We start from the raw sequence: 25064 nt of genomic DNA, 5'->3' as shown, positions 1-25064 counted from the left end.
GTGGCCCGCTCTGGGTTTGCGCGCGCGCAAACGTGCCGGCGTTGCTGCCGGCGCTTAGGCGGAAAGCGGTCGCGGCGGCCGGCGCAAGCCGTCGGGAATGAATCCCGGCAGCAAGGCGGCAGCGGAGGCGGCGGCATGTGCCGCGCCATTGGCGGCGGCGGCAGGCAGGGCGCAGGGGGGCGGCATCAGCGCGCCCAGGCAAAAGGCGGAACAGGCGCCGCAAGCGGGGTGCTTGGCAGGGGCGGTCTTGGCGTCGCCGGGCGCGCTGGCGCCGTCCGGCGCGGCTGACGGCGCCGCACCGTGATGCTGGCAGGCCGTTGCCGCCACGGCGGCAGGCGCGGCGTGCGCCGGCGGCGTGCATGCCCGGGCAACGCCCGCAGCGGCCGCTTGCAGCGGCACCGCCGCCATCAGCAGCAGGATCAGCCATGTTTTGAAGAGTTTCAGCATCGCTGGAAAGTATAGCATAGGGGCAATTGCCGCCAGGAGGCGGCCGCTAGCGCGCCGCCGCGGCAAGTAGCTTCGCGGCGTACATGGCGCGGTCCGCATGACGCAGCAGTTGCTGCATGGTGTCGCCGTCTTCCGGATAGTGGGCCACGCCGATGCTGACGGCGATCTGCAACTGCTGTCCGTTACCCAAGTGCAACGGCGCGGCCAGCGCCGCGTGGATCTTTTGCTCGATCAGGCTGACGTCCACCGGCGTGGCGTTGCTTTCCAGAAGCACGACGAATTCATCGCCGCCCATCCTGGCCAGGGTATCTGTTTCCCGCATGCAATCCCGCAGGCGGCCCGCCACCGTCTGCAGCAGCAGGTCGCCGCAGGCGTGGCCATGGAAGTCGTTGACCAGCTTGAAGTTGTCGAGGTCCAGGAACAGCAGCGACAGCCGGCCTTCCTGGCGGTGCGCGCGCGCGAACGCCGTGTGCAGGCGGTCGTGGAACAGGCGGCGGTTCGGCAGCCGGGTCAGCTCATCGTGCATGGCCATGAACTGCATTTGCGTCTGCAATTGCCGGCGCTCGATGGCGGTGGCCAGCTGTTTGGCGACAAATTGCAGCAGATCCTGGTCTTGCTCCGTGCCGATGACGGCGTCCGGGCTGCCTTGCAAGGCCAGCACGCCGATGCTGCCGCTGGAGGAATACAGCGGCACGGCCAGCCAGCACCCGGACAAGGTGCCGGCCGCCGCTTGCAGCGCGGGCGGCAGGCCGGCCAGTTGCCCCGCCTGCAGCAGCAGGGAACGCCCGCTGCGCAGCACTTCGTCGCACAGCAGGCTGGCCAGCGGCGACGCGGGCTGCGGCGCGCCGTCGTCGGCATGACAGGTCATGAAAGGTTGCGCGCCGTGTTCGTCCTGCAGCAGCAAGGTCAGGCTGCGCGCAGGCAAGTGTTCGCCGATGATGTGCTGTATGCGGTACAGCAAGGCCGGCAAGTCCTGCGTCGCCTGCATGGCTTCGGAGATGGCGTACAGCGCAGCCTGCTTCGCCTGTGCTTGTTTCAGTAAGGTAACATCGTGCGCCACCGCCACGCGCAGCTGGTCGGCGGCGGACCAGCGGGCCGACCACATGATGTGGGCCAGGCTGCCGTCCTTGCGCAGGTAGCGGTTTTCAAAATGCGTCTGCGCATGGCCGTCCATGATGGCGCGCGCGGCCGCCAGGGTGCGCGCGCGGTCGGCGGGGGCGACCATGTCGAGCATGAGCTTGCCGATCATTTCCTGCTGCGTATAGCCGAAGATGCGCTCGCAGGCGGCGCTGACGAAGACAAAGCGGCCCTCCACATCGACCATGCACACGGCGTCGAGCAGCAAATCGGTGAAACTGGCGACCGGCGCGCTAAGCATATGTTTCATATGTTCACTATTCTAGTGGACATTGCCGATTGATATTGAAATTGTTGTTTTTAGGGATAAATGACTGGGCAGCGCGACTTGCCCGGGAGGCAATGGCGATGACATGCCCAAGCATGTCACCTAGGAAGAGCTACCGGGCAAGCAGCTGCTTGCCAGGCGCAGGAGGGCGGCCTGGCACTGGCGATGGCCAGGCTTTAATCACTGACGACAAACGCGCCCGGGTCCAGTTGATCCAGCGTAACGATGGTGCCGCTGCCCGGCGCGCCGCTGCTCTGGCTGAGCCGTACATGCAGCTGTGCCAGATAGTCGGCGCGGCAGCGGCGCAGCAGGTAATCGCGGAAGTTATCGTGTTCCAGGGTGCGCCAGGCGCGTTCGCGTCCTTGCGCCGAGCGCAGGCCGGCCAGCTCGATCAGCGCGGGCGTGATGCTGGCGTCGCCGCGGCTCAGGCGCGCGTAGCCGTAGCGGTCCATATACGGTCCGGTGAGCGTTTCGATGATGTTGATGTCATCGTCCGACAGTTGCTGCCTGAATTTGTCGATGTTGGCCGCGATGGGCGCATAGCAGTTGGCCGACCAGAGCGACGACAACTGCGCGATTTGCCGCGCTTCCGCCGACGCGGTCACATCCAGCATTTGCGGCAGGAAGGCGATGCCGAGAAAGTCACATACCTTTTCCAGCGTCTCCCTTTGGCGCGACAGGAAATCTTCATAGCGTAGCGTCAGCACGCGTGCCCCATAGCGTTGCACGACCTGGTCGGCTGCCGCATGGGCGGCCAGCCAGGTCCTGGCATTGAGCAGCGTGTCAAAATCGTGGATGATGGCGCGGTTCATCGATGCCACCTGCGCGCGCGGATCGCGCACCACGTTCAGGAACAGCATGTCCGGGTACAGCCGCACGATGTCGTCGGCGTAGTGCACGCTGTCGAGTGACTTGTCCATCACCACCTGCGCCTGGCGGTGTTCGCCCGCGCGCAGCAGCAGTTCCCATGCCACGCGGTGGATGCTGCGCGGCTGGCTGCGCAGCGTCTCGAATACTTCCACTGGATCGAAGACGACCCCCGGCCACTTGACCATGCTGACCGCCGCCAGGCCCACCACATCGACCACCAGGCGAAAGTAGGCGCGGTCGTCGCGCAAGTCGCCGTACAGGGGCAGCAATGGCATCATGTCGACCAGGTGCAGCGGATACGGTGAATAAAACTGGGGCGACAGGTTCAGGCGCAGCCGCAGGGCATGGCTGCCGCAGCGGCGCAGGGGGATCATCATGACAGGGCGCGGGCGCCTACCGTGGCCGCAATGGTGGCTGCTGCTCATTTCATCATTCCTCTGAAAAGTGGGCGCGACATCAGATGAAGCACGGGCGCAGTTGCTGGAACAGCCGTTCGCAAGCCTGGTCCAGCGACAGCGTGCCGGTATCGAGCGTCAGCGCCGGCGCCAGCGGCACTTCGTAGGGCGCCGAGACGCCCGTAAATGCAGGGATCAGTCCGGCCCGCGCTTTCCGGTACAGTCCTTTGGGATCGCGTTCCTCGCACAGCGCGCATGGCGTGCTGATGTAGGCTTCGATAAAATTATCGCTGCCGATGATCTGGCGCGCCATTTCGCGGTCGCCGCGCAGCGGCGAGATGAAGGCACAGATGACCATCATGCCGGCATCGTTCATCAGCCTGGCCACGACGGCGCTGCGGCGGATGTTTTCCTGGCGGTCGCGGGGAGAGAAACCCAGGTCGCCATTCAGGTGGTGCCGCATATTGTCGCCGTCGAGCACGCAGCTCAGGTGGCCCTCCGCCAGCAGCCGCCTTTCCAGCGCGTAGGCCAGCGTCGATTTGCCTGCACCGCTCAGGCCGGTCAGCCACAAGGTCGCGCCTTGCTGGCCGGCCAGCACGCTGCGTTGTGCCTTGCCGATATGGCCCGCATGCGGGAAGATGTGTTGCGCTACGCCGCCCGCAGCGGCGATCTGTTCCAGTTTACCCACGTGCGTCACTCCCCCGTTGCCGGCTCAAAACTGCTCCCATTCGATTTCGCGGGGCTTGGCAGCGGCGGGGCGCGGCACTGCCAGGGGCGCTGGCGGACGGCTGACCACGCGCAGCCCCGCATCGCGGCGGCCGTCCCTGTTTTCCACGCGGAAGACGCTGACCACCTCGTTCAGGCTGTTGACCTGTTCCTGCATCGCTTGCGCGGCGGCGGCGGCTTCCTCGACCAAGGCCGCGTTTTGCTGCGTGACATTGTCCATTTGCGTCACGGCCATATTGATTTGCTCGATGCCGGCCGATTGTTCCTGGCTGGCGGACATCATTTCAGACATGATGCCGGTGACGCGCCGCACGCTGGCGACCACTTCATGCATGGTCGATCCTGCCTGTTCCACCAGCCGGTTGCCGGCCTGGACTTTGTCGACGGAGTCGCCGATCAAGTCCTTGATTTCCTTCGCCGCAGCGGCCGAGCGCTGCGCCAGGTTGCGCACCTCGGTGGCCACCACGGCAAAGCCGCGCCCCTGTTCCCCGGCGCGGGCCGCCTCGACCGCCGCGTTCAGCGCCAGGATATTGGTCTGGAAGGCGATGCCGTCGATGACGGCGATGATGTCGACGATCTTGCGCGCCGAGACATCGATGGCGGCCATGGTGTCGACCACCTGCGCCACTACGGCGCCGCCCTTGGTGGCGACATCGGAAGCCGTTTCGGCCAGCCCGTTGGCCTGGCGCGCATGGTCGGTGTTGATACGCACGGTGCTGGTCAGTTCTTCCATGGATGAAGCGGTTTGCTCCAGCGTGCTGGCCTGCTGCTCCGTGCGCGAAGACAAGTCCAGATTGCCCATGGCGATTTGTCCCGCCGCCGTGGCGATGGTCTCGGTGCTGGCGTGAACTTGCTGGACGATTTGCGCCAGGCTGTCGCGCATCGATTGCATGGCGTACAGCAGGCTGTGCGTGTCGCCGGCGCGGGTATGAATGGGGACGGCCAGGTTGCCGCCGGCGATCTGTCCGGCAATCGCCGCCGCTTCGTCGGGTTCGCAGCCGAGTTGGCGCGTCACGCTGCGGGTGATCAGCACGGCGGCCAGCAGGCTGGTGACCAGCGCCAGCGAGCCGATACTCAGCATCATCAGGCGCGCCTGGCTGTAGGCGGCCTCGGCGATGATGGAGGCTTCGCTATTCTGTTTTTCCTCGACGGCGATCAAGGTGCGCAGCAATTCCCACCAGCGCTTCTGCACGGGGCGGAATTCATAACGCAGCAGCTTGTAGGCATCGTCCTGTTTCTGGTGCAGCGCCAGGTCGGCGGCCCGCTGTATGAAGGGGGCCGCCAGCTCGCTTTGTGTGCGGATCTGTTCGAGCAGGCTTTTTTCTTCGCTCGATGTGCCCTCCAGCCTGCCGAACATCGCCCCCAGCTTTTGCTGGGCGATGGCGTATTTCTTTTCCTGCTCCCCGATGCGCGCGACCTCGATCTGGATTTCCTTGTCTTCTTTCAGCAAGATCAGATTGCGCAGGGCCAGTGCCCGCTCGGTCACCGTCAAATCCATGGTCTGGGCCAGCCTGGTTTCGACGTCGTTGACCTTGGTCGCTTCATCCATGCGATCCTGGATTTGCCGCATGCTGGTCAGTCCCAGCGCGATGACCAGCAACAGGAACAGGGCGACCAGGCCAAAGCCCATGCCGAGCCGTTTGGCGATGGTTAAGTGCATAAATTTCATATTGCCTCCTTAAGGCCGTGCTTGCGGTTCCGAGTAAGCATATGCAGCTTTATCACCAAGCACTCAGCGATCATATTGATTGCGGGCGGGCGAAAAATCACACATAGTCACTTTCAGCATTTGAGCAACAGTAGAAATTTACTTGTGGCAACTGTTCAAATTGAGTTAGATGGCGAACACCTGCGAACGCTGGCATGGCGGCGGAGCGTGATTTGTATCAAGAATGAAAAATTTTCATGCTCCTTCGCGCTCATGATTTCACATTTCACGTCGTTATAGCAGTGTCTGCTTAGCGCTTGAGATGCGACCCATCCCTTGCTCTGAGAAAACATGGCAGTACTCGACGGCTAGCAGTTATCAAAAAATGAAAGTTATGCATACTTTACCTAACCACCCATCTTCGTTTAGCAAGGCATAAGACCCATGACCTCCGTCTCTTCGATCCCGAGCTGGAATCCAAGTCCCTCACGCGCGCTCAATGCCGCTGCCACCAAGGCGGATGCCACGCCGTCTCCGGCGCCGAGCCCGTCCTCCATTGTTGACATCGGGGCGACGCAAGCCGTCGCGCAGCTGCTGCCTTCGCCGACGATATGGGAAAGCGCGACCCGCAACAAGGTGAGCGACGCGATGACAAAGAGTTTCTCTTCGCATGCGTTTGGCGGCCGCTTCAGCGGCCTGGGCGCGGCCATGCTGGGGCAGGCCAAGCTTGGAAACTACAATTTCGCGCAGGCGATGCGGCAGCCGCCGCCGAGCACCACGCCCAATGTCTACGCGGCGTCCGGCATCGCGCCGGGCAGCCTGCACGGCAATGGCGAGGACAAGGTTGCCCTCACCATCACCACCAAAAGCGGCGTGGAAGTCAAGCTGTCGCTCGACAGCCAGCAAGACGGCCTGGCCGTGAGCATGACGACGAGCGGCGAGCTCAGCGACGCTGAAGCCAGCGCCCTGGGCGACCTGGCGAAAGGTTTTCAGGACGCCATCGATGGCATGGGACGGGATACGCCGAAAATCAAGCTGGAAGGCCTGATGCAGTTTGACCAGCAGCTGCTGGCGTCGGTGAAGCTGCATGCGGAAGTCAAGGTGCGCGGCGAGCCGGAAAGTATTCAAACCCTGGATTTCCAGGCCGATGGCGCGCAGCGCAAGATCAGCTTCAGCGGCTTGGCCGGCAGCCTGGACCTGAAGGTCGACGCCAGCCAACTCAATACCTTGGGCAGCAAGGAACGGCAAGCCAAGGCGCTGGGCAGTTACATGAAGCAGTTCGACCAGGCGGCGTCGCGCGGCCATGGCGACGCGGGGCTGGTGGCCATGCTCAAGGACAGCTTTACTGCCCTGCACAGCAATACCGCCGCGCCGCAAGCGGCCACGGACACGCCCGCGACGGGCAAGTGGCGCCTGGCGGCCGAGGACAAGTCCATCCTGACGGGACTGGCCGATTTCAGCGCCTCCGTGTCGCAGACCGTGCAATTCAGCAATCCCATGCGCAGTTCGGAAAAGGATGGCTTCAATTATGAAGTGTCGCAAAAGACGGAGCAGACCGGTGCCAGCCAGGATGCACGTTCGGTCAGGCAGCAGCAGCAATCGAAGCTCAGCGCCAGCTTCCATGAGACTCTCGTCCCCGGCGTGCCGCTGCGCCTGACGACCAGCACGGAATCGCAGAACTATACCTACCACCAGATCGAGGATACGGCCAGCAGCGACGCGCAGGTGGCCTACAAGGATGGCAAGATGGTGAAGGCGAGCTTGCGGCAGGAGGCCAGCCAGTCCGAGCATGTCATGAAATATTTCCTGGGCAAGCTGGAATCGGACAAGACCACGCCGGGCAACTATTCCGTGCTGCGCGACCTGCTGTCCGTGCTGGGGCCGTACAAGACGGGTGAGCTGGGCATGACGCCCGAGAAGAAGGCGGAGCAGCGCCAGCAGGCGATGCTGACCCTGAACGACGAAGTGCTGCTGCAATCGTATCCGGGCCAGACCATCGGCCTGTGGCGCGCCGACGTGCTGCCGGAAGAGGGCGGGGCCGCCGCTTAGCAATAGACGGCGAGACCGCGTTGAATGCAAAAAGCCCGCCTTCCTGCGAAGACGGGCTTTTTGCTTGATGCGGTGTAAAACAGCCTATGCCTTGGCCTTGTTTTGCTTGATCCAGTAGCCGACGCCCAGCGCGGCCAGCCACACGGGAATCAGGTAGACGGAGATGCGCAGGCCCGGCGTCAGGTACATGATCACCAGGATGCCGGCCAAAAACAGCAGGCACAGGTAGTTGGTGAACGGGTAGCCCAGGCTCTGGAACAGGGTCGTCTTGCCTTCGATTTTTTTCTGCGCGCGGAAGCGCAAATGGATCCAGCTGATCATGGCCCAGTTGATGATCAGCGCCGAGACCACCAGTCCCATCAATACCTGGAATGCTTTGCCCGGCATGAGGTAATTGACCACCACGCAGGCGCCCGTCGCCAGGGCGGAGACGCCCAGGGCGACGAGCGGCACGCCGCGGCGGTTCAGCTGCAGCAGCGCGCGCGGGGCGTTGCCCTGCTTGGCCAGGCCGAACAGCATGCGCGTGTTGCAGTACACGCCGCTGTTGTAGACGGAGAGTGCCGCCGTCAGTACCACCACGTTCAGTGCCGTGGCCACCAGGTTGCTGTCGAGCGCATGGAAGATCAGGACAAAAGGGCTGCCGCCGGTGACGACGTTTTGCCATGGGTACAGGGATAGCAGAATGCCCAGCGCGCCGATGTAAAAGATCAGGATGCGGTAGATGGCCTGGTTGGTGGCGCGGGGAATCGTCGTGCTCGGATCGTCCGCCTCGGCCGCCGTGATGCCCACCAGTTCCAGGCCGCCGAACGAAAACATGATGACGGCCATGGCCATCACCAGGCCTTGCCAGCCATTCGGGAAGAAGCCGCCGTGCTGCCACAGGTTGGCCACCGACGCCTGCGGTCCGGCATCGCCGGAAGCGAGCAGATACGCGCCGAAGACGATCATGCCGATGATGGCGACCACCTTGATGATGGAGAACCAGAATTCCATCTCGCCAAATGCCTTCACGTTCAGCAGGCTGATGGCGTTGATGACGCAAAAGAACACCAGCGCCGAGACCCAGGTCGGCACGTCCGGCCACCAGTACTGCACGTAGATGCCGACGGCCGTCAGTTCGACCATGCTGACGAGCACATACAGCACCCAGTAGTTCCAGCCCGACAAAAAGCCGGGCAGGTGGCCGCAGTATTTGTCGGCAAAGTAGCTGAAGGAGCCGGCCACCGGTTCATCGACGACCATCTCGCCCAGCTGGCGCATGATCAGAAAGGCGATGACGCCGGCGATGCCATAACCGAGCAGCACGGAAGGCCCGGCCATCTTGATGGTTTGCGCGATGCCCAGAAACAGGCCGGTGCCGATGGCGCCGCCCAGGGCGATGAGCTGGATGTGGCGGCTTTTCAGGCCGCGCTTGAGCTCTTGTGGTTCGGTATTCCCGACTGCCGTCATATGTTTTATCCTGTTTTTACGGGGCTGAGGTCGCTGATTCTAAAGCATGCTCGGGCAAAGCAGGAGCGAAATGCATGTTGCACTGCGGAGGTGCAAGAAACGCCCCGCATCTTCGCCGAACGGCGTGCAAAACGGCTGCAGGCCGCGGCGGCGCCACGGTATCATGATGGAAAATTTCAAGGAGTGGGTATGAATCTTGCGCAGCGTAGCCGTTTGCAGGGCGTCAGCCTGGGCTTTTTGGCCGGCTATGTCGATACCTTGGGCTTCGTCGCCCTGTTTGGCCTGTTCACGGCCCACGTGACGGGCAACTTCGTGCTGATCGGCGCGGCGCTGGCCAACGCCACGCATGCCTCGATCGCCCTCAAGCTGCTGGCGTTTCCCGCGTTTGTCGCGGGCGTGGCGGCGGCGCGGCTGTTGACGGTGGCGGCCGAACGCCGCGGTGGACCGGCGCTGCGCCTGGCGTTGCTGCTGGAGCTGGCGCTGCTGCTCGGTTTCATGGTGTTGGGCGTGCTGGCCGAGCCGCTGGGCCCCGAGCCGGGCGCGCTGGCCATGACGGCCGGCCTGTCCGGCGCGGCGGCCATGGGCGCGCACAGCGCCATCAGCCGGCTGCTGCTGGCCCATCTGGCGCCCACGTCCATGATGACGGGCAATGTGACGCAAGTGGTGATCGACACGGTCGACGTGCTGCGCGGCGCGGCTGACGGCGCCACGCGCGAACGTTGCGTCAAATTCTTCTGGCCCCTGCTGGGCTTTGCCGCGGGCGCCATCCTGGCCGCCTTTGCCTACCTGGCCGTGGGCTTTGCCGCGCTGGCCGTGCCGCTGGCCATTCTGCTGGTGCTGATCGCGCTGGAACCGGCGCGCCTGGCCGCTTAGTCCCGCGCAGGCGCGCGCGCAGCGACGACGGCCGGCTCGTATGCGGCCAGGAACTCGGGCGGCAAACGGCGCGCGCGGCCGCTGCTCAATTCGATGCAGATCAAGTCCCAGCGTCCGCGCACGACGGTGGCGCCGTCGCTGTCGCGCACCAGCTGGAAGCGCCGCTCCATGCTGGAGCGCCCATCGCTGGCGCACAGCCAGGTGGCCAGGCTCAGCGCTTCGCCGGCCCGCGTCGGCAGCAGGTAGTCGTATTCGCCGCGGCGGATCGCCATGGCCCGGTCCAGGCGCCGGTAATCGTCGAGGTCCAGCCCCAGGGTGGCCGAGTGGTGCCAGGCGATATGCTCGCACCAGCGCACGTAGACGGCGTTGTTCGTATGCTGCAAGCCGTCGATATCGGCCGGTTCGGGGCTGACGGGCAGGGTGCAGGCGTGCGGAAAATCCCAGTTCAAGAGCAATCCTTTCGAGACGGTGGCGGCTGATTGTACGGTCTTGCGGCCGTTTGCGCTGGCGTTGCGCACGGTATGAAGCAGTGTTTTTTCTCTTGATGTATGATGCATCATAATTTTTCAACTCTCGAGCATACGCATGAAGCGCCAATTGGACAGTCTGCTGCACGTCAACCTCGGCAAGTCCGTGTATGCGATGCTGCGCGAAGCCCTGGCGGCCGGGCGCTTCCAGCCGAACGACCGGCTGCGCATCCGCGAGCTGGCGCTGCAGCTGGGCACCAGCGTCACGCCCGTGCGCGACGCCATGCTGCAGCTGGTGCAGGAAGAGGCGCTGGTGCTGCGCTCGCCGCGCGACTTTCGCGTGCCCGTGCTCAGCGTGGCGCGCTACCTGGAAATCCGCGCGCTGCGCCTGGAACTGGAAGGGCTGGGCGCGTTCGAGGCGGCGCAGCGCATCGACGCCGCCACCCTGGCCGACCTGGAGCGCCTGCTGCAGGCGAATGAAGCGGCGATTGCGCGGCACGACCAGGCGGCGGCCCTGCAATGCAACCAGGCCTTTCACCTGGGCCTGGCGCAGGCGGCCGGCATGCCGACATTGAAACGCTTCGTCGACCACCTGTGGATGCAGACGGCGCCCCTGATCGCCGTCGGCTACGCCAGCTTTTCTCCCGACATGCGGGTCGGCCACCACCACGCCATCCTCGACGCGCTGCGCCGGCGCGACGGCGCGGCCGCGCGGCGCGCCATCGAACAGGACATTCTCGACGGCGGCACGCAAATGCTGGCCTATGTGATGCGCCAGGAGCGCATGCATGCCGGCGCAACACAACAGGACAAGGAAGCACATGACGCACATCAAGCACAAGATTGAACGGAGCATGGAACAGAAGACCGCCATCGTCACGGGCGCCAGCCGCGGCATCGGCCACGCCGTGGCCGAGCGCTTCCGCAGCCTGGGCTGGCGGGTCATCACCGTCTCGCGCAGCCCGATACCGGGCGGCTGCCCGCGCAGCCAGGAGCACAACACGCATGTGTGCATGGATCTGTCGGACCTGAGCCAGATCGGGCAGATGGTCGATACCCTGCGCCCCATGCTGGGCGACTCCAAACTACATGCGCTGGTCAACAACGCGGGCGTGTCGCCGAAGGGGCCGGGCGGCGCGCGCGTCAATTCGCTGACCACCGACATGCGGACGTGGCAGGAAATGTACAACACGAATTTCTTTGCGCCGCTGGCCCTGACGCGCGGCTTTGCGCAGGAATTGTCGAATGCGCACGGCGCCGTCGTGAACCTGTGCTCGATCGCCGGCTACCGCGTGCATCCGTTCGCCGGCTCCGCCTACGCCAGCTCGAAGGCGGCGCTGGCGTCCTTGACGCGCGAAATGGCCAATGACATGGCGCCGCTGAACGTGCGCGTGAATGCGATTGCGCCGGGCGAGATCGACACGGCGATTCTGTCGCCGGGGACCTCGCACATCGTCGACACGCAAATTCCGCTGCGCCGCCTGGGCACGACGGCCGAAGTCGCGGACCTGGTGGAGTTTTTATGCAGCGAGCGCGCCTCGTACATCACGGGCGCGGAAATCCCCATCGACGGCGGCCAGCGCATTTAAGTGAAAAGGAAGATCGCATGACTCAACATATCGGCATCGTCGGCTGTTCCGCCGAAGGGGCGGCCCTGTGCTACCGCACCATCTGCGAAGAGGGCGCGCATGCGCTGGGCGCCTATGAACATCCGGAAGTGACGCTGCACACGCCGCCGCTGGCGCGCTACGTGGAATGCCTGAACAGGGGCGATCTGGCCGGCGTGGCCGGGCTGATGCTGGCGTCGGCGCACAAGCTGGCCGCCGCCGGCGCCGACTTCCTGATCTGCCCCGACAACACCATCCACCAGGCGTTTGCCCTGATGGCGCCCCGGTCGCCGCTGCCCTGGCTGCATATCGCCGACGTCGTGGCCAGTGAGGCGGCCGCGCGCGGCTACCGGCGCGTGGGCCTGACGGGCACGCGCTGGCTGGTCGACAGCGCCGTGTATCCGGACAGGCTGGCCGCGCGCGGCATCGCCTGCGTGCGGCCCGGCGAGGACGAGCGCGACGAGATCAACCGCATCATCATGGAAGAACTGGTGCCGGGCGCGGTCCAGCCGGACAGCGTGGCGCGCTTCCAGGCCGTCATCGCAGGCTTGCGCGAGCGGGGCTGCGACGCCGTCATCCTCGGCTGCACGGAAATCCCGCTCATCATCAGCGACGCCAATGCGCCGCTGCCGACGCTCGATTCCACGCGCCTGCTGGCGCGCGCCGCCCTGCGCCATGCAGTCGGCGGTTGACTATTTGTCCAGTTGCGCCTGCAGGGCAGCCACTACCAGCGCGTGGTCGTCCGCCTGCGCCAGGCCGGATACGGTGACCGTGCCGACCAGTCCCACGCCGCGTATCAGCAGGGGAAACGCGCCGCCATGGCCCGCGTACTCGACGTCTTCGAGGTATTTGACGTCTTCGAAGGTGCTGCCGCGGCTTTTATGCGAGATGCCCATGTAATAGGAGCTGCGGCAAAAGCGCTGTACCGTGTTGTTCTTGCGGCGTATCCAGTCCGCCTGGTCCGCCGTGGCGCCCGTCATGGCGTGGTGGAACAGGACCTGGCCGTTGCGGGTGATATTGACGGTGACGGCCTTGCCCCGCTTGCGCACTTCTTCGACGATCCACAGGCCCACGGCCAGCGCGGCGTCGTTGTCGAAGCGCTCGAATTGCAGGGATTGTTCCTGTTGCGCCAGGGTGTGCAGCAAATCGGCGTAATGATCCATCGTGGAGGCGGGTGGTAGTGGCTGGAAGCGCTACTGTAGCGCACCATGGGGGCTTTTGTGTAATGCGGCTAAAATAGGCGCCATGAACCTGTCCCTGTTTGCCGATGAAGACCAGGCTCCGGCCGGCCCGGCGCCGCTGGTGCCGGGATCGTCCGCGTCGGTCCTGCTGCGCGCATTCGCGCTGCCTTGCCTGGCGCAGCTGCTGCCGGCGCTGGACGCCATCATGCTGGCGGCGCCCCTGCGCCACATGGCCACGCCGGGCGGCTTGCGCATGTCGGTCGCCATGAGCAATTGCGGCGCCCTTGGCTGGGTCACGGATGGACGCGGCTACCGCTATGCGCGGCTCGATCCGGCCAGCGGCCGTCCCTGGCCGCCGATGCCTCCCGTGTTCCTGCACCTGGCGCAGCAGGCGGCGCTGGCGGCCGGCTATGCGGACTTCATGCCCGACGCCTGCCTGGTCAACCGCTATGCGCCCGGCGCGCGCATGGCCCTGCACCAGGACCGCGACGAGTGCGATTTCAATGCGCCCATCGTCTCCGTCTCGCTCGGTTTGCCCGCCACCTTCCTGTTCGGCGGCGCGGAGCGGGCCGACAAGGCTATCCGCATCCCCTTGCTGCATGGCGACGTGGTGGTGTGGGGCGGCGCCGACCGCCTGCGCTTCCACGGCGTGGCGCCCCTGAAGGAGGGTGAACACGCGCTGCTGGGCGCGCAACGCATCAATCTGACGTTTCGCAAGGCTGCCTGAGCTGGCGCCAGGCCGTTCCCGGCTTGACGACGTACTGCGCGTGCATATGGCGCCACGGGATGGCCAGGTAGACCAGCACGACGAACGCGCATTCAAACGCGGTTGCCGCGGTGGCGGGATCGATCTGGCCGTTCAGCCATTGCGGCAGCGGCACGAGCAGCAGCCAGAGGGTCTTCCACAGCGCCTCCCACAGCAGCAGGGGCAGCATCTGCAGCGGATAGCGCAAGCCCAGCAAGCATAGCAGCGAGAACGCGGCCAGCATGCAGTTGACGGTGCCGCGCGCCAGTTCCCACGGCGCGTGCGGCGTGACGATGCCGGGCCACAGCACGCTGCCCAGCCCCAGGACAACCAGCAGATACATGGCGCGCAGCGCATACAGGCGGGCGGTCGATACGGTATTCATGGTGCGGTCTCCTGGTCGTGGGGTGGCGATGAAAGGGTTTACTCGACTTCCTTGAGTATCGTTTCCAGGCTGCCCAGGCGCGCCTGGATCTGCGCCACGGAGGCGTTCAATGCGGCCAGCGACGCTGCCGTTTCCGCCTGCGCGGCGGCTGCGGACCTGGCCAGCTCCTGGTAGGCGCCATCCTGCGCCAGCCGGGCGCGCGCCTGCACGATGCCGGACGTGTATTTGAGGGCGAAGATGATGACGGCGGCCGTGCAGGGGAAGAAGAAGGCGGCGAAAAAGATATTTTCAGACATGATGACCTCTACAGTTCAGGATTGATCCGGGTTGGGGGTGAGCGTGGACGCCGCCGCGGCGATGCTGGCCGGCGTCAGCAGCAATTCAAACGGGCTGGCTTCAAAGTAATTGAGGGCCTTGCCGTCGTGCGACAGTTCCAGCTGGCTGGTGACGAGTCCCGCGTGTTCCAGCTTCTGCAGGTGCAAATGCAGCAGGGGCCGACTGATGCCCAGGTCGCGCGCCAGCTGGCTGATGTAGTTGCGCCCGCCGCTGGCCAGCGCCGCGATGATGCGCAGCCGGTGCGGATTGTCGAGCGCCGCCAGCATGGCCAGCAAGCGCTCGCCGGTGGGGAAAGTGTTTGTATCTGTCATGTGTCAACATTATCTGACATGTGTTAGCGAGTCAAGAAAAATCATTCGCCGTTTTAATGCAAGATACTTGCAAATGCGGCGCTTTTTCTCCATGATATGCAACTTGTTTGCATATGGAGCCATGACCATGAAGCGCGATTCCCTTTCTTCGCCCCTGCCCGACGTGGCGGCCGGCCCCCATCTGGGCCACCCCTTGCCATTGGAATGGGTGGGCATGCAGGGCATCGCCTTGCCCCTGTGGCTGGAAGAGGGCGGGCAGGCGCAGCAAGTCCATGCCTGGGCCGACGTGCAGGTCGATCTGCCCGATCCGGCAGTCAAGGGCATCCACATGTCGCGCCTGTACCTGCTGCTCGACGCGTTTGCGGCCGCACAGCCGCTCGAGGCGGGCGCGCTGGCCGCCGTGCTGCGGCGCATGGTGGACAGTCACGCCGATTGCGGCAGCACGCAGGCGCGCATCGCGCTGGCCTTTCCCCTGCTGCGGCGCCAGCCGGCGCTGCTGACGGCGGGGCTGTCGGGCTGGAAATCGTATCCCGTGCGCCTGCAAGCCGGTGTTTCTCCGCAGGGCTTTGCCCTGTCCCTGACGGTGGAGGTCGCTTATTCGTCCACCTGCCCCTGTTCGGCGGCGCTGGCGCGGCAATTGCTGGCCGACGCCTTTGCGGCGCAGTTCGGCGCGGGCCGCATCGACGGCGCCGCCGCGCACGCCTGGCTGCAGGAACACGCCAGCCTGGCCACGCCGCACAGCCAGCGCAGCACGGCGACGGTGACCGTGCCATTGACGGAGCAGGCGGAGCTGGACTTGTTTCCCCTGATTGACCTGGTGGAAGCGGCGCTGGCGACGCCCCTGCAGACGGCCGTGAAACGGGCCGACGAACAGGCGTTCGCGCGCTTGAATGGTGCTAATCTGATGTACGTGGAAGACGCGGCCCGCCGCGTGCAGGCGGCGCTGGCGCTACATTATGCGCAGACAAGTGTTACTGTAAGGCATATGGAAAGCCTGCATCCGCACGACGCCGTGGCGCAGGCGGGGCAGCTTGCCTGAGCTTTTCACTCAACCACCGTGGAGGAAGACCGCATGCCGGAGAACATCACGCAGGAGCCTGGCGAAGACAGCCTGGAAGAGGAGCTGGAGCGCGAGCGGCGCGAGCATGCGCTGATCGACGAGGAAAAGCTGGGGATGGACGAGCTGGAAGAGGAGCATTTGAAGCGGGAACGCCAGCCGGGCTCGCCGGCAGGGCGCTAGCGCGCACGCGCTGCATCAGCGCTGGCATCGCGCCGCGCTGCCCGGTACAATTTCGCTTTGTTTCTCTCCCCCAACCCTGGAGGCACATGAAATACCGCGCATTCTTTCCGTTCATCCTCGGCCTGACAGGCGCCGTTCTGGCCGCCTCGCCTGCCCATTCCGCCACCATCTGCACCGCCATGGCCGATGCCAGGGCCGGTACTGTCTTGCTGCAGGAAGGCAATTGCATCGACCGGGTCACGCCCGCGTCCACCTTCAAGATCGCGCTCAGCCTGATGGGCTATGACGCCGGCTTCCTCAAGGACGAGCACAAGCCCAGCCTGCCATTCCGCCAGGGCTATGTGGACTGGGGCGGCGAAGCGTGGCGCCAGGATACGGACCCGTCGCGCTGGATGCAGTACTCGGTGGTCTGGTATTCGCAGCAGATCACTCAGGCGCTGGGCGCCGAGCGCTTTCAGAAATATGCCAAGGCTTTGCGCTACGGCAATGCGGATGTGTCGGGCGACCCCGGCAAGGAGAACAGCCTGGAGCGCTCCTGGATCAGTTCTTCGCTGAAGATTTCGCCGCTGGAGCAGCTGGGTTTCCTGCGCAAGCTGGTCAACGATCAGTTGCCAGTAAGCAAGCAGGCGATGGAGCAGACGCGTCGCCTGACGCGACTGGCCGACGTGGACGGCTGGCAGGTGCACGGCAAGACGGGCGCCGCCTTCCCGCGCAAGGCCGACGGCAGCTTTGACGAAGCGCACGGTTATGGCTGGTTCGTGGGCTGGGCCAGCAAGGGCGAGCGCACGATCGTCTTCGCGCGCCTGGTGCAGGACGAGCAAAAGGGCGCTCAATCGGCCGGCCTGCGCACGCGCGTAGCCATGCTGAAGGAATTGCCGGCTCTGCTGGAGCAGGCGCAGAAGTGACGCCGGCTAGCGTCACGGCCATCTTCGTCGCCAGCGACGGCGACTATCTGGAAGCCGTCATCGAGGTGGACGGCCAGCGCCTGCACGTGATGGACGAGTTCGGCGGCGGGCAACTGGCCGCCGGCACGCGATTCCAGGCCGAACTGTGGCCCGTGGCCGGCGAGAGCGATGACTGGGACGCCATCTTCCACGCCAACCCGGGCCGCGAAAAACGCCTGCAGCGCCTCGACGGCTGGCGCTACCTGGCGCTGGGGCAGGTGATCAGCGTCGATCCCGTCGTCTGCGACTGCGGCCTGCTGCGCGTGGAAGATGCTTTCCATACGCGCGATGAACGCTGCGTGGGCGCCTATGTCGGCGTCACCCTGGCCCGCCTCGATGCTTGCCTGCCCTAAATTCCGGCCCGCTTTGTTGCCCGCCCTATATACTTGCTGAAACGGATCATCCGGCATCAGACAAGGTTAGAAGCATGGCATCAGGCATGGAGCAGTTTCAGGAAAAGGCAAGACAGGCATTCATACGGGGGCGCGCGCAGGCGGTGCGCGTGGCGGGCGTGGCGTGGACCAGGGCAGTGGCGCTGTACCGGCGCGGCCATGCGCACTTGATGACCTTGCCGCCCGTGCGGCGCGCGCTGGTGCTGGCCTTATGGTCGTTTTTGGCCGTGCTGGCGCTGGTGATCCTGTACATGCTGCTGCTGATTCCGCTGACGCCCAGCATCCACGACTTGCGCCAGGCGCGCGCGGCCGCGCCCAGCACCATGGTCAGCGCGGACGGCAAGGAACTGGCGCGCTTCGACCAGGGCTTGCAGGAGCGCGTTACGCTGCAGCAGATTTCGCCGAACGTGATCAGCGCGCTGATTGCAACGGAAGACCACCGCTTCTACCAGCACCACGGCGTCGATTTCACGCGCACGGCCGGCGCCATCCTGCATACGGCAGGGGGCAACCCGCAGGGCGGTTCCACCATCACGCAGCAGCTGGCGCGCAATATGTTCCCCGAGGAAATCGGCCGCTCGCGCAACCTGAACCGCAAGCTCAAGGAACTGATCACGGCCCTCAAGATCGAGGCCACCTACAGCAAGACGGAAATCCTCGAAGCGTATTTAAACACGGTGCCTTTCCTGTACAACACCTACGGCATCGAAATGGCGGCCCGCACGTATTTCGACAAACCCGCTTCGCGCCTCGATATCCTGGAAAGCGCCACCCTGGTCGGCATGCTCAAGGGCACGAATTACTACAATCCTGTCGGCAATCCCGAACGTTCCTTGCAGCGGCGCAATGTGGTGCTGGGCCAGATGCGCAAGCATGACGTCATCGACGAGGCGCGCTACAAGCAGTTGATCAAGCGTCCGCTGCGCCTGCATTTCGAGCGCCAGAGCGAGCGGGCGCAGTCGGACAGCCATTTCACGGCCTATGTGCGCAAGTGGCTGATTGACTGGGCCGACGAAAATGATTACAACCTGGAACTGGACGGCCTGGTGGTGCACACCACGCTCGACCACGACTTGCAGCAGGCGGCCGAGCGGGCCGTCGAGCGCCAGGCCAATGCCTTGCAGGCGATCGCCGACGTGGAATGGAGCCGCGCCGGCGTGCCGTCGTCGACCTCGACGGGCATGTATGCGGGCATGCAGGGCGGCAGCGTGGCCTTCGACTACTTCTGGAAATCGCATCCGGCCCTGCTCGACGCCTTCGTGCGCGAGTCCGCCGACTACCGCAAGCTGACGGCGGCCGGTGGCACGCCCGAGGCCGCGCTGGCGCAGCTGAAGGGCGACCGCGCCTTCATGGCGGCCCTGCGCAAGTCGAAGACACGGCTGGAAGCGGGCTTTGCAGCCATGGACCCGGCCACGGGCGCCGTGCGCGCCTGGGTGGGCAGCCGCGACTTTGCGCGCGAGCAATTCGACCACGTGTCGCAGGCGGCGCGCCAGCCCGGTTCCACCTTCAAGCCCATCGTGTATGGCGCGGCGCTGGAAAAGGGCCTGAGCCCCGACCACGTCTACCGCGATGAAGTCATGGATATCAAGGCGGCTGACGGCACCAAATGGCGCCCGACGGACATGAGCGGCACGACGGGGCGCGACATGACCATGCGCGATGGCCTGGTGTACTCGAAAAACACGATCACGGCGCAGGTGATGCAGGACGTCGGCTTGCCGCCGATCATCAAACTGGCGCGCGCGCTCGGTATCCGCGACAGCAAGCTGGAAAAAGTGCCGTCCCTGGCGCTGGGCACCAGCCCCGTCACCTTGCTGGAAATGGTCAACGCCTACGCCAGCATCGCGGCCCAGGGCGAAGCCCGTCTGCCCTTCGTCGTCACGCACATCACTGACCGCGAAGGCAAGGTCATCGCCCGTTTCGGCGAAGACAAGCCCAAGCGCGCCATGCAGGCGGCATCGGCGGCCACCCTGACGGACATGATGCGCGGCGTCATCGACCGGGGCACGGGCACGGCCATCCGCAGCCGCTTCGGCATCCGCTCCGACGTGGCCGGCAAGAGCGGCACAACGCAAAACAATGCGGACGGCTGGTTCATCCTGATGCACCCGGAACTGGTGGGCGGCGCCTGGGTGGGTTTCAACGACGCGCGCGTCACCATGCGCAGCAATTACTGGGGCCAGGGCGGCCACAACGCCGTGCTGGTGGTGGGCGACTTCTTCAAGACGGCGCTCGACACGGGCAAGATCGCGCGCGACGCCATCTTCCCCGGCGGCAAGCCGCCACCGCCGCTGCGCCACGTGGAACCCGTCGACGAGCCGCAGGACGAACCGGTGGAAGAGCCGGGCGATTTGCTGCAGGAAGGCGCGCCGCCCGCGCCGCTGGCCGTGCCGGCCGAAGAGGGCGGGCAGGAAGCGCATGGCAAGGCCGTGCCGGAATCGGCCCCTGCGCCTGTCCCGGCACCGCAGCCAATGCCGCAAGGCTAGCGGCCACGTTGTTATTTGATACAGGACAATGATGTCACCCAAGCCCACCTTGCGCCTGATACTGGGCGACCAGCTCAATGCCCGCCACCGCTGGTTTACCGACGTCGATGACGCCACCATCTACGTCTTGATGGAAGTGCGCCAGGAAACGGATTACGTGCTGCATCACGCGCAGAAAATCCTGGCCATCTTCGCGGCCATGCGCGACCTGGCGCGCCAGTTGCGCGAGGATGGCCACGCCGTGCATTACATCGCCATCGGCGACGCGGCGAGCACGCGCTCGATACCGGACAATATCGAAGCGCTGCTTGTCCAGTATGGCGCCGGCGCCGTCGAGTACCAGGCGCCCGACGAGTGGCGCCTCGACCAGCAGCTGTATGAGGCCGGGCGGCGCTCGGCGGTCCCGTGGCTGATGGTCGACAGCGAGCATTTCTATACGGCCCGCCACGAGGCGGCCGATATATTTGCCGGGCGCAAGCAATGGCTGATGGAGTTTTTCTACCGCCAGATGCGCAGCACGCACCAGGTGCTGATGGAAGACGCGAAAAAACCCGTCGGCGGCCAGTGGAATTTCGATCACGATAACCGCAAGCCCTGGCGCGGCACGCCCGCCGAGCCGCAAGACCCGCGCACCGTGCATGACCATTGCCTGTTATGGCAAGCCATCGTCGCTGCCGGCGTGCCAAGCTTCGGCGCGCCCCATGCCGACCGGCTGGCGTGGGCGCTGAACCGGGATGAGGCGCTGCAGCAGCTCGATGCCTTCATCGTTCATGCCTTGCCGCATTTCGGCGATTTCCAGGATGCCATGAGCAGCAAGGCCTGGCGCCTGTTTCATTCTTTGCTGTCGTTCGCGCTGAACGTCAAGATGCTCAACCCGCGCGAAGTCGTCGGCAGGGCGCAGGCCGCCTATCACGCCGGCCATGCTCCGCTGGCCGCGGTCGAGGGCTTCATCCGCCAGATTCTGGGCTGGCGCGAATATGTGCGCGGCGTGTACTGGGCGCAGATGCCCGGCTATGCCGAGAAGAATTTTTTTGGCCATGCGCGTGCGTTGCCCTCCTGGTTCTGGGACGGCAAGACGAAGATGCATTGCCTGTCGCAGGCGATCACGCAGTCGCTGGAGCAGGCCCATGCGCATCATATCCAGCGCCTGATGGTGATCGGCAACTTCGCGCTGCTGGCCGGTCTCGACCCGGCCGAAGTGCATGGCTGGTACCTGGGCATTTACATCGACGCCTTCGAATGGGTGGAGCTGCCCAATACCGTCGGCATGAGCCAGTTCGCCGACGGCGGCCTGCTGGCCACCAAGCCGTATGTCTCCAGCGCCGCGTATATCGACCGCATGGGCGATTATTGCAAAGGCTGCCATTACGACAAGAAGGCGCGCATCGGCGAGCGCGCGTGCCCGTTCAATGCGCTGTACTGGGATTTTTTCCACCGCAATGCGGCCGCGCTGGAGCGCAATCCCCGCATCGGCATGGCGTATCGCCAGCTGGATAAAATGGACGAGGAAACAATCGCCGCTTTCCGCCAGCAGGCGGCCACGATGCTGGCCAGGCTCGATGCATTGTAGCGCAGCGCGGCATGGCGCCCGATGCCTGCCAGGTGGCGCGGTATCTGGCCGCAAACGGCGCGCAATGTTTCGTGCTGCGCAAAAATGACCTATTTTCGGGAGGACGCATGTATCTGACCTGTATCAAGCACTTTCTAAGTGTTTCTCTCCTTGCTTGCTGCTCTGCTACTCATGCGCAAGAACGGATCCCGGTCGGCTCGGCAACGGGCTATATTGGGCTAGGTCAAGTAGTCAAGAGTTCTTCCCTGGTGGCACGGGTGACGGTCGTGTCCGCGACGGTGGTGCCGCACGAGGATGCTGCGGATGGGAAACCCTGTGGCATTGTCTACCGGGCAAGAGTCATGCAGGCATTGAAGGGCAGCCAGGGCGGTGATGTGCGGTTTTTCATGCCTGTGGGGATTGATCCTCTCCATCCGGGTCTCAAGTACCTGGTGTTCCTGGAGCATCGAAGCGAGCGCCAGGCCAAAGACCTCTTTGCGTCCCTGAACGCGGCCTTGACTGATGCGGAAAACCAGCGCTTGAGGTGTAAATTTCCAGCGGGATATTACATTCCCCTGCAGGCGGCCCCCCTGCCATTTGATGCAGATGCCGGGAGCCAATTTGGCGGCGAGTGGCTGGGCCTGGAAAGGGGCGGGGTGCCATCGGGCCTGCTGGTTTGCGAAGAACCTGGCATCAGTAGCGCTAACGTGGAAAGCCGGCACCATCGACGAAACAAATCCGGCGGCGCGGTGGTCAGCTGGGTGGAAATGGCCCGGCTCATAAAAAAGACCCAGGGCATCTTCAGCTTCTTGAACGGGGGACTCGATGCATGCGGCCAGTAGGCCGTGCCGCCGCCCGTTCCAGCCTCGGGTTTAGGGCGTATTGCGCATCAGCCCCGCCTGCCGCACGAACACCTGCAGCGCGGGCATGGTCTGCTGGTGCAGCGCTTTCAGTTCCGCTCTCAGCGCCGGCGTGATGGCCAGGCTGCCGTCCGCCTGCTGGCGCACGGGCAGGCCCGGCGCTTGCGCCATTTCCACTGGGTAATTCGTGAAGTCGCCGTAGGGGCGCTTGCCAGCGACGGACGGGGTGGGCCAACAGCCTTCGGCCAGGTAGTCCTCGGCGCTGGCCATGCCCATGCCCAGCATCTCCGGCGACAGCCACGACTGCTGCCGCAGCAGGGTCAGATGCCGGGCAGTCAAGGCGAACGGCGCCTTGCCGTTCGCATAGCTGCCCGGCTTCAGATCTGCCATCTGCACGAAGTGGGGCAGCAGCTGTGCCGCACGGGTTGGCGCAGCCGCTGCATCATCGCGCCGTCAAGTCCTGGCGCTGGAATTCGATGCGGTTTTCCTCGTACTTCCACTTCGTGTAGGGGCCGAAGACGCGGCGGTTTTCCTTGCTGTCGGCATTCGACTGCTCGCGCTTCATGCGCCGCACGAGGGCGGTGTCGACGAGCGGCTCGGTCGTCGTGCCGAACACTTCGTGGCGCACGCTCTGCTTGGCGTCGGCGCCGCGTGAAATGATGGTGAGCTTGCGCGTGGCGGGATCGAAGTACAGGCGCATGGCAAACGTGTTCATGTCCTGCAGGTACAGGCCGTCGTCGCGCCACTGGGCATAGAAATAGTCGCCGCAGACGGCCTTCGGTTCGCGTTTCCATTCGCAGGCGAGCAGGATCAGCAGGTGATGGTCGTCGAGTTGCTTGATCGACACACGGGCCTTGGAATAGCCCCAGTTGCTGGGCGGCACGGTCTTCGACGAGAGCAGATTGTACTCGCCCACGAGATTGGGCATGGGCGCCTGCGCGAAGGCGCTCGTGCAGAGAGTCAAGGCGGCGGCCGCAAGGGCGCCGTGTATCCGGGAGAATGTAGTCATGATGGCCATAAAGAAAAGTTGCCATATTATAGATGGCAACTTGCCAAGATGGCGGCACGCTTGCGCAGCGCGCCGGTTGTTACTTCAGCTTGCTCAATTCCGCTATGTCGATCTTGACGACCTTGTCGCCCACGGCGGCGACCAGGGTCTTGAAATGGGGCGTCGCTTCATGCGCCGTGTGGGCTGCCTTGTCCATCCATTCTTCCAGCATGATGAAGCGCGTGGGGATGTTGTTGTCGAGGTGCAACTCGTAGCGCAGGCAGGCGCCTTCCGCGCGGCTGGGCGCCACGACGGCTTCCAGGGCGGCGCGCACGGCGTCGATATATTGCGGTTGGGCATCGATGGTGGCGACGACGATCAGGGTCATGGTGGTCCTTGTAGTGTGGAGGCGGAAGCAGCTTAGCGCAGTTTGCCTTTTCTTGCCCATCAGTCACAGCCTGGCTGCGCCGAAACAGTTTCCGGCGCAGCCAGAAAATGCGGGGCGCACGCAGGATGGCGTGATGGCGGGGCCGCGCCATTTTTTCCGACGGATGGCTAAGGGCTGCCCTGCATGTCGTGGCGGTAGCGTGCCGGCGGCAGCGCGAACTGGGTCTTGAAGAAGCGGGTAAACGCGCTTTGCGACGAAAACCCCAGGCGCTCGCCGATCTCTGCCACGCTCAGGCTCGTTTCGCGCAGCAAACGGCGCGATTCGCGGCTCTTGGCGCGCAATTCCAGCGCGCGGAACGAGGTCTGCTCCTGCTGCAGCTGGCGCTGCAGGGTCCAGCGGTTCATGGCCAGGCCGTCGCACAGGGCCGGCAGCAGCGCGGCGCCGTCGGCGTCCCCTGCGCCTTGCCGGCCCAGCAAATCGATGATGGCCTGCTCCACGCGGGCGGAAAACAGCTGCGCCCCCTGCAATTGCTGCAGTTGCCCCTGCGCGTGCCGCAGCGCGTGCGGCGCCAGCATGGCGTTGAACTGGGCGAAGGGCCGGTCCAGCGCCGGCGCGTCGAACGTCAGCGTGTTGCGCGCCTGGCCGAAGGCGGCGGCGGCGCCGAAACACTCGGCAATGGCCGGCGCGAACCACGGCGCCTTGCCCTGGAAACCGGCATGGAAGGCGGTGGCCGCGCCATCGTCATAGGCACGCGCGACCAGCGACAGCATGCGGAAATTGGCCAGCGCCTGCATGGCGCCGCCCAGCGGGCAGAACTCGGACAGGTATTCGATCTCGATGCGCGTGCCATTTTCGCTCATCAGCATGAAGTCGAATTCGCCGATCAGGCCCCGCAAGTGCAGCAGCTCGTGCAGCGCGCTGCGCAGGGTGGGGCGGTTGAAGCAGACGTGGGCGATGCCCGGGTAATGCGCGAACCAGTGCGTCACGTCGAGGTCGAGCAGGCCGCGGTGCTGCGGCAGTTGCCGGGCGTAGGCCGTCATGCGGCGGTGCCGCTCGGCGTTGATGCGCCCGCCCGGTTCGTCCAGCTGCGCCGGCGTGATGCCCGTCTGGCGGAAAAAGTCGGCGGGATCGTGGCCATCGGCCTGCATGGCGCGCGCGCATTGCTGCGCGATGCGGTTCGAAACCGTGCGCGTGTCGGGTTTGTGCAAGGCTGCCTCCTGCTTGTTCTGCGTATTCTGCTTGTTGTAGTAATTTTTCACAAATACTAGCACTTTGTAGGAAATTGTTGGTTGTCGAGGCGCTTAATCAAAAATTGTTCTGGCG

General features: G+C 64.7%; 28 protein-coding genes. 13 read left to right on the top strand and 15 right to left on the bottom strand.

Annotation, left to right across the window (positions count from 1 at the left end):
* Positions 1–54: 54 nt before the first annotated feature.
* From AC07VI_RS08750 to AC07VI_RS08730, 5 genes are all read right to left on the bottom strand, one after another.
* Positions 55–447, bottom strand: coding sequence for a hypothetical protein (locus AC07VI_RS08750; protein ID WP_494808781.1), 393 nt, complete (start codon positions 445–447; stop codon positions 55–57).
* A gap of 46 nt (positions 448–493) precedes the next feature.
* A complete protein-coding gene (locus AC07VI_RS08745; RefSeq protein ID WP_099419738.1) occupies positions 494–1834 on the bottom strand; it encodes a sensor domain-containing protein in 1341 nt (446 codons plus the stop codon).
* Positions 1835–2028: 194 nt separating this feature from the next.
* A complete protein-coding gene (locus tag AC07VI_RS08740; RefSeq protein WP_086145435.1) occupies positions 2029–3147 on the bottom strand; it encodes a sulfotransferase family protein in 1119 nt (372 codons plus the stop codon).
* Between the two features lie 31 nt (positions 3148–3178).
* Positions 3179–3805 carry an adenylyl-sulfate kinase gene (cysC, locus tag AC07VI_RS08735; RefSeq protein WP_086145456.1) on the bottom strand — a complete coding sequence of 209 codons (627 nt, stop codon included), beginning with the start codon at positions 3803–3805 and terminating at the stop codon, positions 3179–3181.
* Between the two features lie 24 nt (positions 3806–3829).
* The gene (locus AC07VI_RS08730) at positions 3830–5512 is read right to left on the bottom strand and encodes a methyl-accepting chemotaxis protein (protein WP_172404723.1); all 1683 of its coding nucleotides are present in this window, start codon (positions 5510–5512) and stop codon (positions 3830–3832) included.
* 423 nt (positions 5513–5935) lie between these two features.
* Here AC07VI_RS08730 and AC07VI_RS08725 point away from each other — a divergent pair, with 423 nt between their 5' ends.
* Positions 5936–7540: a hypothetical protein gene (locus tag AC07VI_RS08725; protein WP_492994419.1), complete on the top strand. Its 1605-nt coding sequence runs from the start codon at positions 5936–5938 to the stop codon at positions 7538–7540.
* A gap of 84 nt (positions 7541–7624) precedes the next feature.
* Here the strand turns inward: AC07VI_RS08725 and AC07VI_RS08720 are convergent, their stop codons facing one another.
* Positions 7625–8989, bottom strand: coding sequence for an amino acid permease (locus AC07VI_RS08720; RefSeq protein WP_086145432.1), 1365 nt, complete (start codon positions 8987–8989; stop codon positions 7625–7627).
* Between the two features lie 189 nt (positions 8990–9178).
* Here AC07VI_RS08720 and AC07VI_RS08715 point away from each other — a divergent pair, with 189 nt between their 5' ends.
* Positions 9179–9862 (top strand): YoaK family protein, encoded by a 684-nt coding sequence (locus AC07VI_RS08715; RefSeq protein ID WP_086145431.1) that lies wholly within the window; start codon positions 9179–9181, stop codon positions 9860–9862.
* Here AC07VI_RS08715 and AC07VI_RS08710 read toward each other — a convergent pair.
* Positions 9859–10311, bottom strand: a complete 453-nt coding sequence (locus AC07VI_RS08710) for an acyl-CoA thioesterase (protein WP_492994418.1) — start codon at positions 10309–10311, stop codon at positions 9859–9861. The two genes, AC07VI_RS08715 and AC07VI_RS08710, sit on opposite strands and share 4 nt — an antisense overlap.
* A gap of 136 nt (positions 10312–10447) precedes the next feature.
* Between AC07VI_RS08710 and AC07VI_RS08705 the strand changes: the two genes are divergently transcribed.
* Genes AC07VI_RS08705 through AC07VI_RS08695 form a run of 3 tightly spaced genes read left to right on the top strand, consistent with a single transcriptional unit; the run spans position 10448 to position 12628 of the window.
* Entirely contained in the window at positions 10448–11176 is a 729-nt protein-coding gene (locus tag AC07VI_RS08705) for a GntR family transcriptional regulator (RefSeq protein WP_086145430.1), read from the top strand.
* A 7-nt stretch (positions 11177–11183) separates the two neighbouring features.
* Complete coding sequence (locus tag AC07VI_RS08700) at positions 11184–11918, top strand: SDR family NAD(P)-dependent oxidoreductase (RefSeq protein WP_086145453.1); 735 nt, start codon at positions 11184–11186, stop codon at positions 11916–11918.
* A gap of 17 nt (positions 11919–11935) precedes the next feature.
* On the top strand, positions 11936–12628 hold the full coding sequence (locus tag AC07VI_RS08695; protein ID WP_086145429.1) for an aspartate/glutamate racemase family protein: 693 nt from the start codon (positions 11936–11938) through the stop codon (positions 12626–12628).
* On the opposite strand, the gene AC07VI_RS08690 is transcribed toward AC07VI_RS08695, so the two are convergent.
* On the bottom strand, positions 12629–13099 hold the full coding sequence (locus AC07VI_RS08690) for a heme-degrading domain-containing protein (RefSeq protein ID WP_086145428.1): 471 nt from the start codon (positions 13097–13099) through the stop codon (positions 12629–12631). It abuts the gene before it with no gap.
* 82 nt (positions 13100–13181) lie between these two features.
* Between AC07VI_RS08690 and alkB the strand changes: the two genes are divergently transcribed.
* The gene (gene alkB / locus AC07VI_RS08685) at positions 13182–13844 is read left to right on the top strand and encodes a DNA oxidative demethylase AlkB (RefSeq protein WP_492994417.1); all 663 of its coding nucleotides are present in this window, start codon (positions 13182–13184) and stop codon (positions 13842–13844) included.
* On the opposite strand, the gene AC07VI_RS08680 is transcribed toward alkB, so the two are convergent.
* The 3 genes from AC07VI_RS08680 to AC07VI_RS08670 are packed head-to-tail and all read right to left on the bottom strand — an operon-like array spanning position 13816 to position 14894.
* Positions 13816–14247, bottom strand: coding sequence for a hypothetical protein (locus AC07VI_RS08680; protein ID WP_492994416.1), 432 nt, complete (start codon positions 14245–14247; stop codon positions 13816–13818). The two genes, alkB and AC07VI_RS08680, sit on opposite strands and share 29 nt — an antisense overlap.
* 38 nt (positions 14248–14285) lie before the next feature.
* Positions 14286–14543: a hypothetical protein gene (locus tag AC07VI_RS08675; RefSeq protein ID WP_492994415.1), complete on the bottom strand. Its 258-nt coding sequence runs from the start codon at positions 14541–14543 to the stop codon at positions 14286–14288.
* 15 nt (positions 14544–14558) lie between these two features.
* Positions 14559–14894, bottom strand: coding sequence for an ArsR/SmtB family transcription factor (locus tag AC07VI_RS08670; RefSeq protein ID WP_099374352.1), 336 nt, complete (start codon positions 14892–14894; stop codon positions 14559–14561).
* A 121-nt stretch (positions 14895–15015) separates the two neighbouring features.
* On the opposite strand from AC07VI_RS08670, the gene folE2 reads away from it, so the two are divergent.
* From folE2 to AC07VI_RS08635, 7 genes are all read left to right on the top strand, one after another.
* Positions 15016–15933 carry a GTP cyclohydrolase FolE2 gene (folE2, locus tag AC07VI_RS08665; RefSeq protein WP_086145424.1) on the top strand — a complete coding sequence of 306 codons (918 nt, stop codon included), beginning with the start codon at positions 15016–15018 and terminating at the stop codon, positions 15931–15933.
* A 33-nt stretch (positions 15934–15966) separates the two neighbouring features.
* On the top strand, positions 15967–16134 hold the full coding sequence (locus AC07VI_RS08660) for a hypothetical protein (protein ID WP_157792302.1): 168 nt from the start codon (positions 15967–15969) through the stop codon (positions 16132–16134).
* A gap of 86 nt (positions 16135–16220) precedes the next feature.
* Positions 16221–17039, top strand: a complete 819-nt coding sequence (gene blaOXA / locus AC07VI_RS08655; RefSeq protein ID WP_086145423.1) for a class D beta-lactamase — start codon at positions 16221–16223, stop codon at positions 17037–17039.
* Positions 17036–17431, top strand: a complete 396-nt coding sequence (locus AC07VI_RS08650; RefSeq protein WP_086145422.1) for a hypothetical protein — start codon at positions 17036–17038, stop codon at positions 17429–17431. The genes blaOXA and AC07VI_RS08650 overlap by 4 nt, the downstream gene beginning before the upstream one ends.
* 74 nt (positions 17432–17505) lie before the next feature.
* On the top strand, positions 17506–19956 hold the full coding sequence (locus AC07VI_RS08645) for a penicillin-binding protein 1A (RefSeq protein ID WP_086145421.1): 2451 nt from the start codon (positions 17506–17508) through the stop codon (positions 19954–19956).
* 28 nt (positions 19957–19984) lie between these two features.
* Complete coding sequence (locus tag AC07VI_RS08640; protein ID WP_086145420.1) at positions 19985–21526, top strand: cryptochrome/photolyase family protein; 1542 nt, start codon at positions 19985–19987, stop codon at positions 21524–21526.
* Between the two features lie 11 nt (positions 21527–21537).
* Complete coding sequence (locus AC07VI_RS08635) at positions 21538–22347, top strand: hypothetical protein (protein ID WP_086145419.1); 810 nt, start codon at positions 21538–21540, stop codon at positions 22345–22347.
* Positions 22348–22377: 30 nt separating this feature from the next.
* On the opposite strand, the gene AC07VI_RS08630 is transcribed toward AC07VI_RS08635, so the two are convergent.
* From AC07VI_RS08630 to AC07VI_RS08615, 4 genes are all read right to left on the bottom strand, one after another.
* Positions 22378–22755, bottom strand: a complete 378-nt coding sequence (locus AC07VI_RS08630) for a hypothetical protein (RefSeq protein WP_086145418.1) — start codon at positions 22753–22755, stop codon at positions 22378–22380.
* 52 nt (positions 22756–22807) lie between these two features.
* Entirely contained in the window at positions 22808–23374 is a 567-nt protein-coding gene (locus tag AC07VI_RS08625; RefSeq protein ID WP_086145451.1) for a hypothetical protein, read from the bottom strand.
* Positions 23375–23453: 79 nt separating this feature from the next.
* Positions 23454–23741, bottom strand: coding sequence for a putative quinol monooxygenase (locus tag AC07VI_RS08620; RefSeq protein ID WP_086145417.1), 288 nt, complete (start codon positions 23739–23741; stop codon positions 23454–23456).
* A gap of 167 nt (positions 23742–23908) precedes the next feature.
* Positions 23909–24949, bottom strand: a complete 1041-nt coding sequence (locus AC07VI_RS08615; RefSeq protein ID WP_139842459.1) for a helix-turn-helix transcriptional regulator — start codon at positions 24947–24949, stop codon at positions 23909–23911.
* Positions 24950–25064: the final 115 nt, after the last annotated feature.

Source organism: Janthinobacterium sp. GW821-FHT03A03 (assembly GCF_059421435.1).
This window is presented reverse-complemented; position numbering and strand designations above follow the sequence as displayed.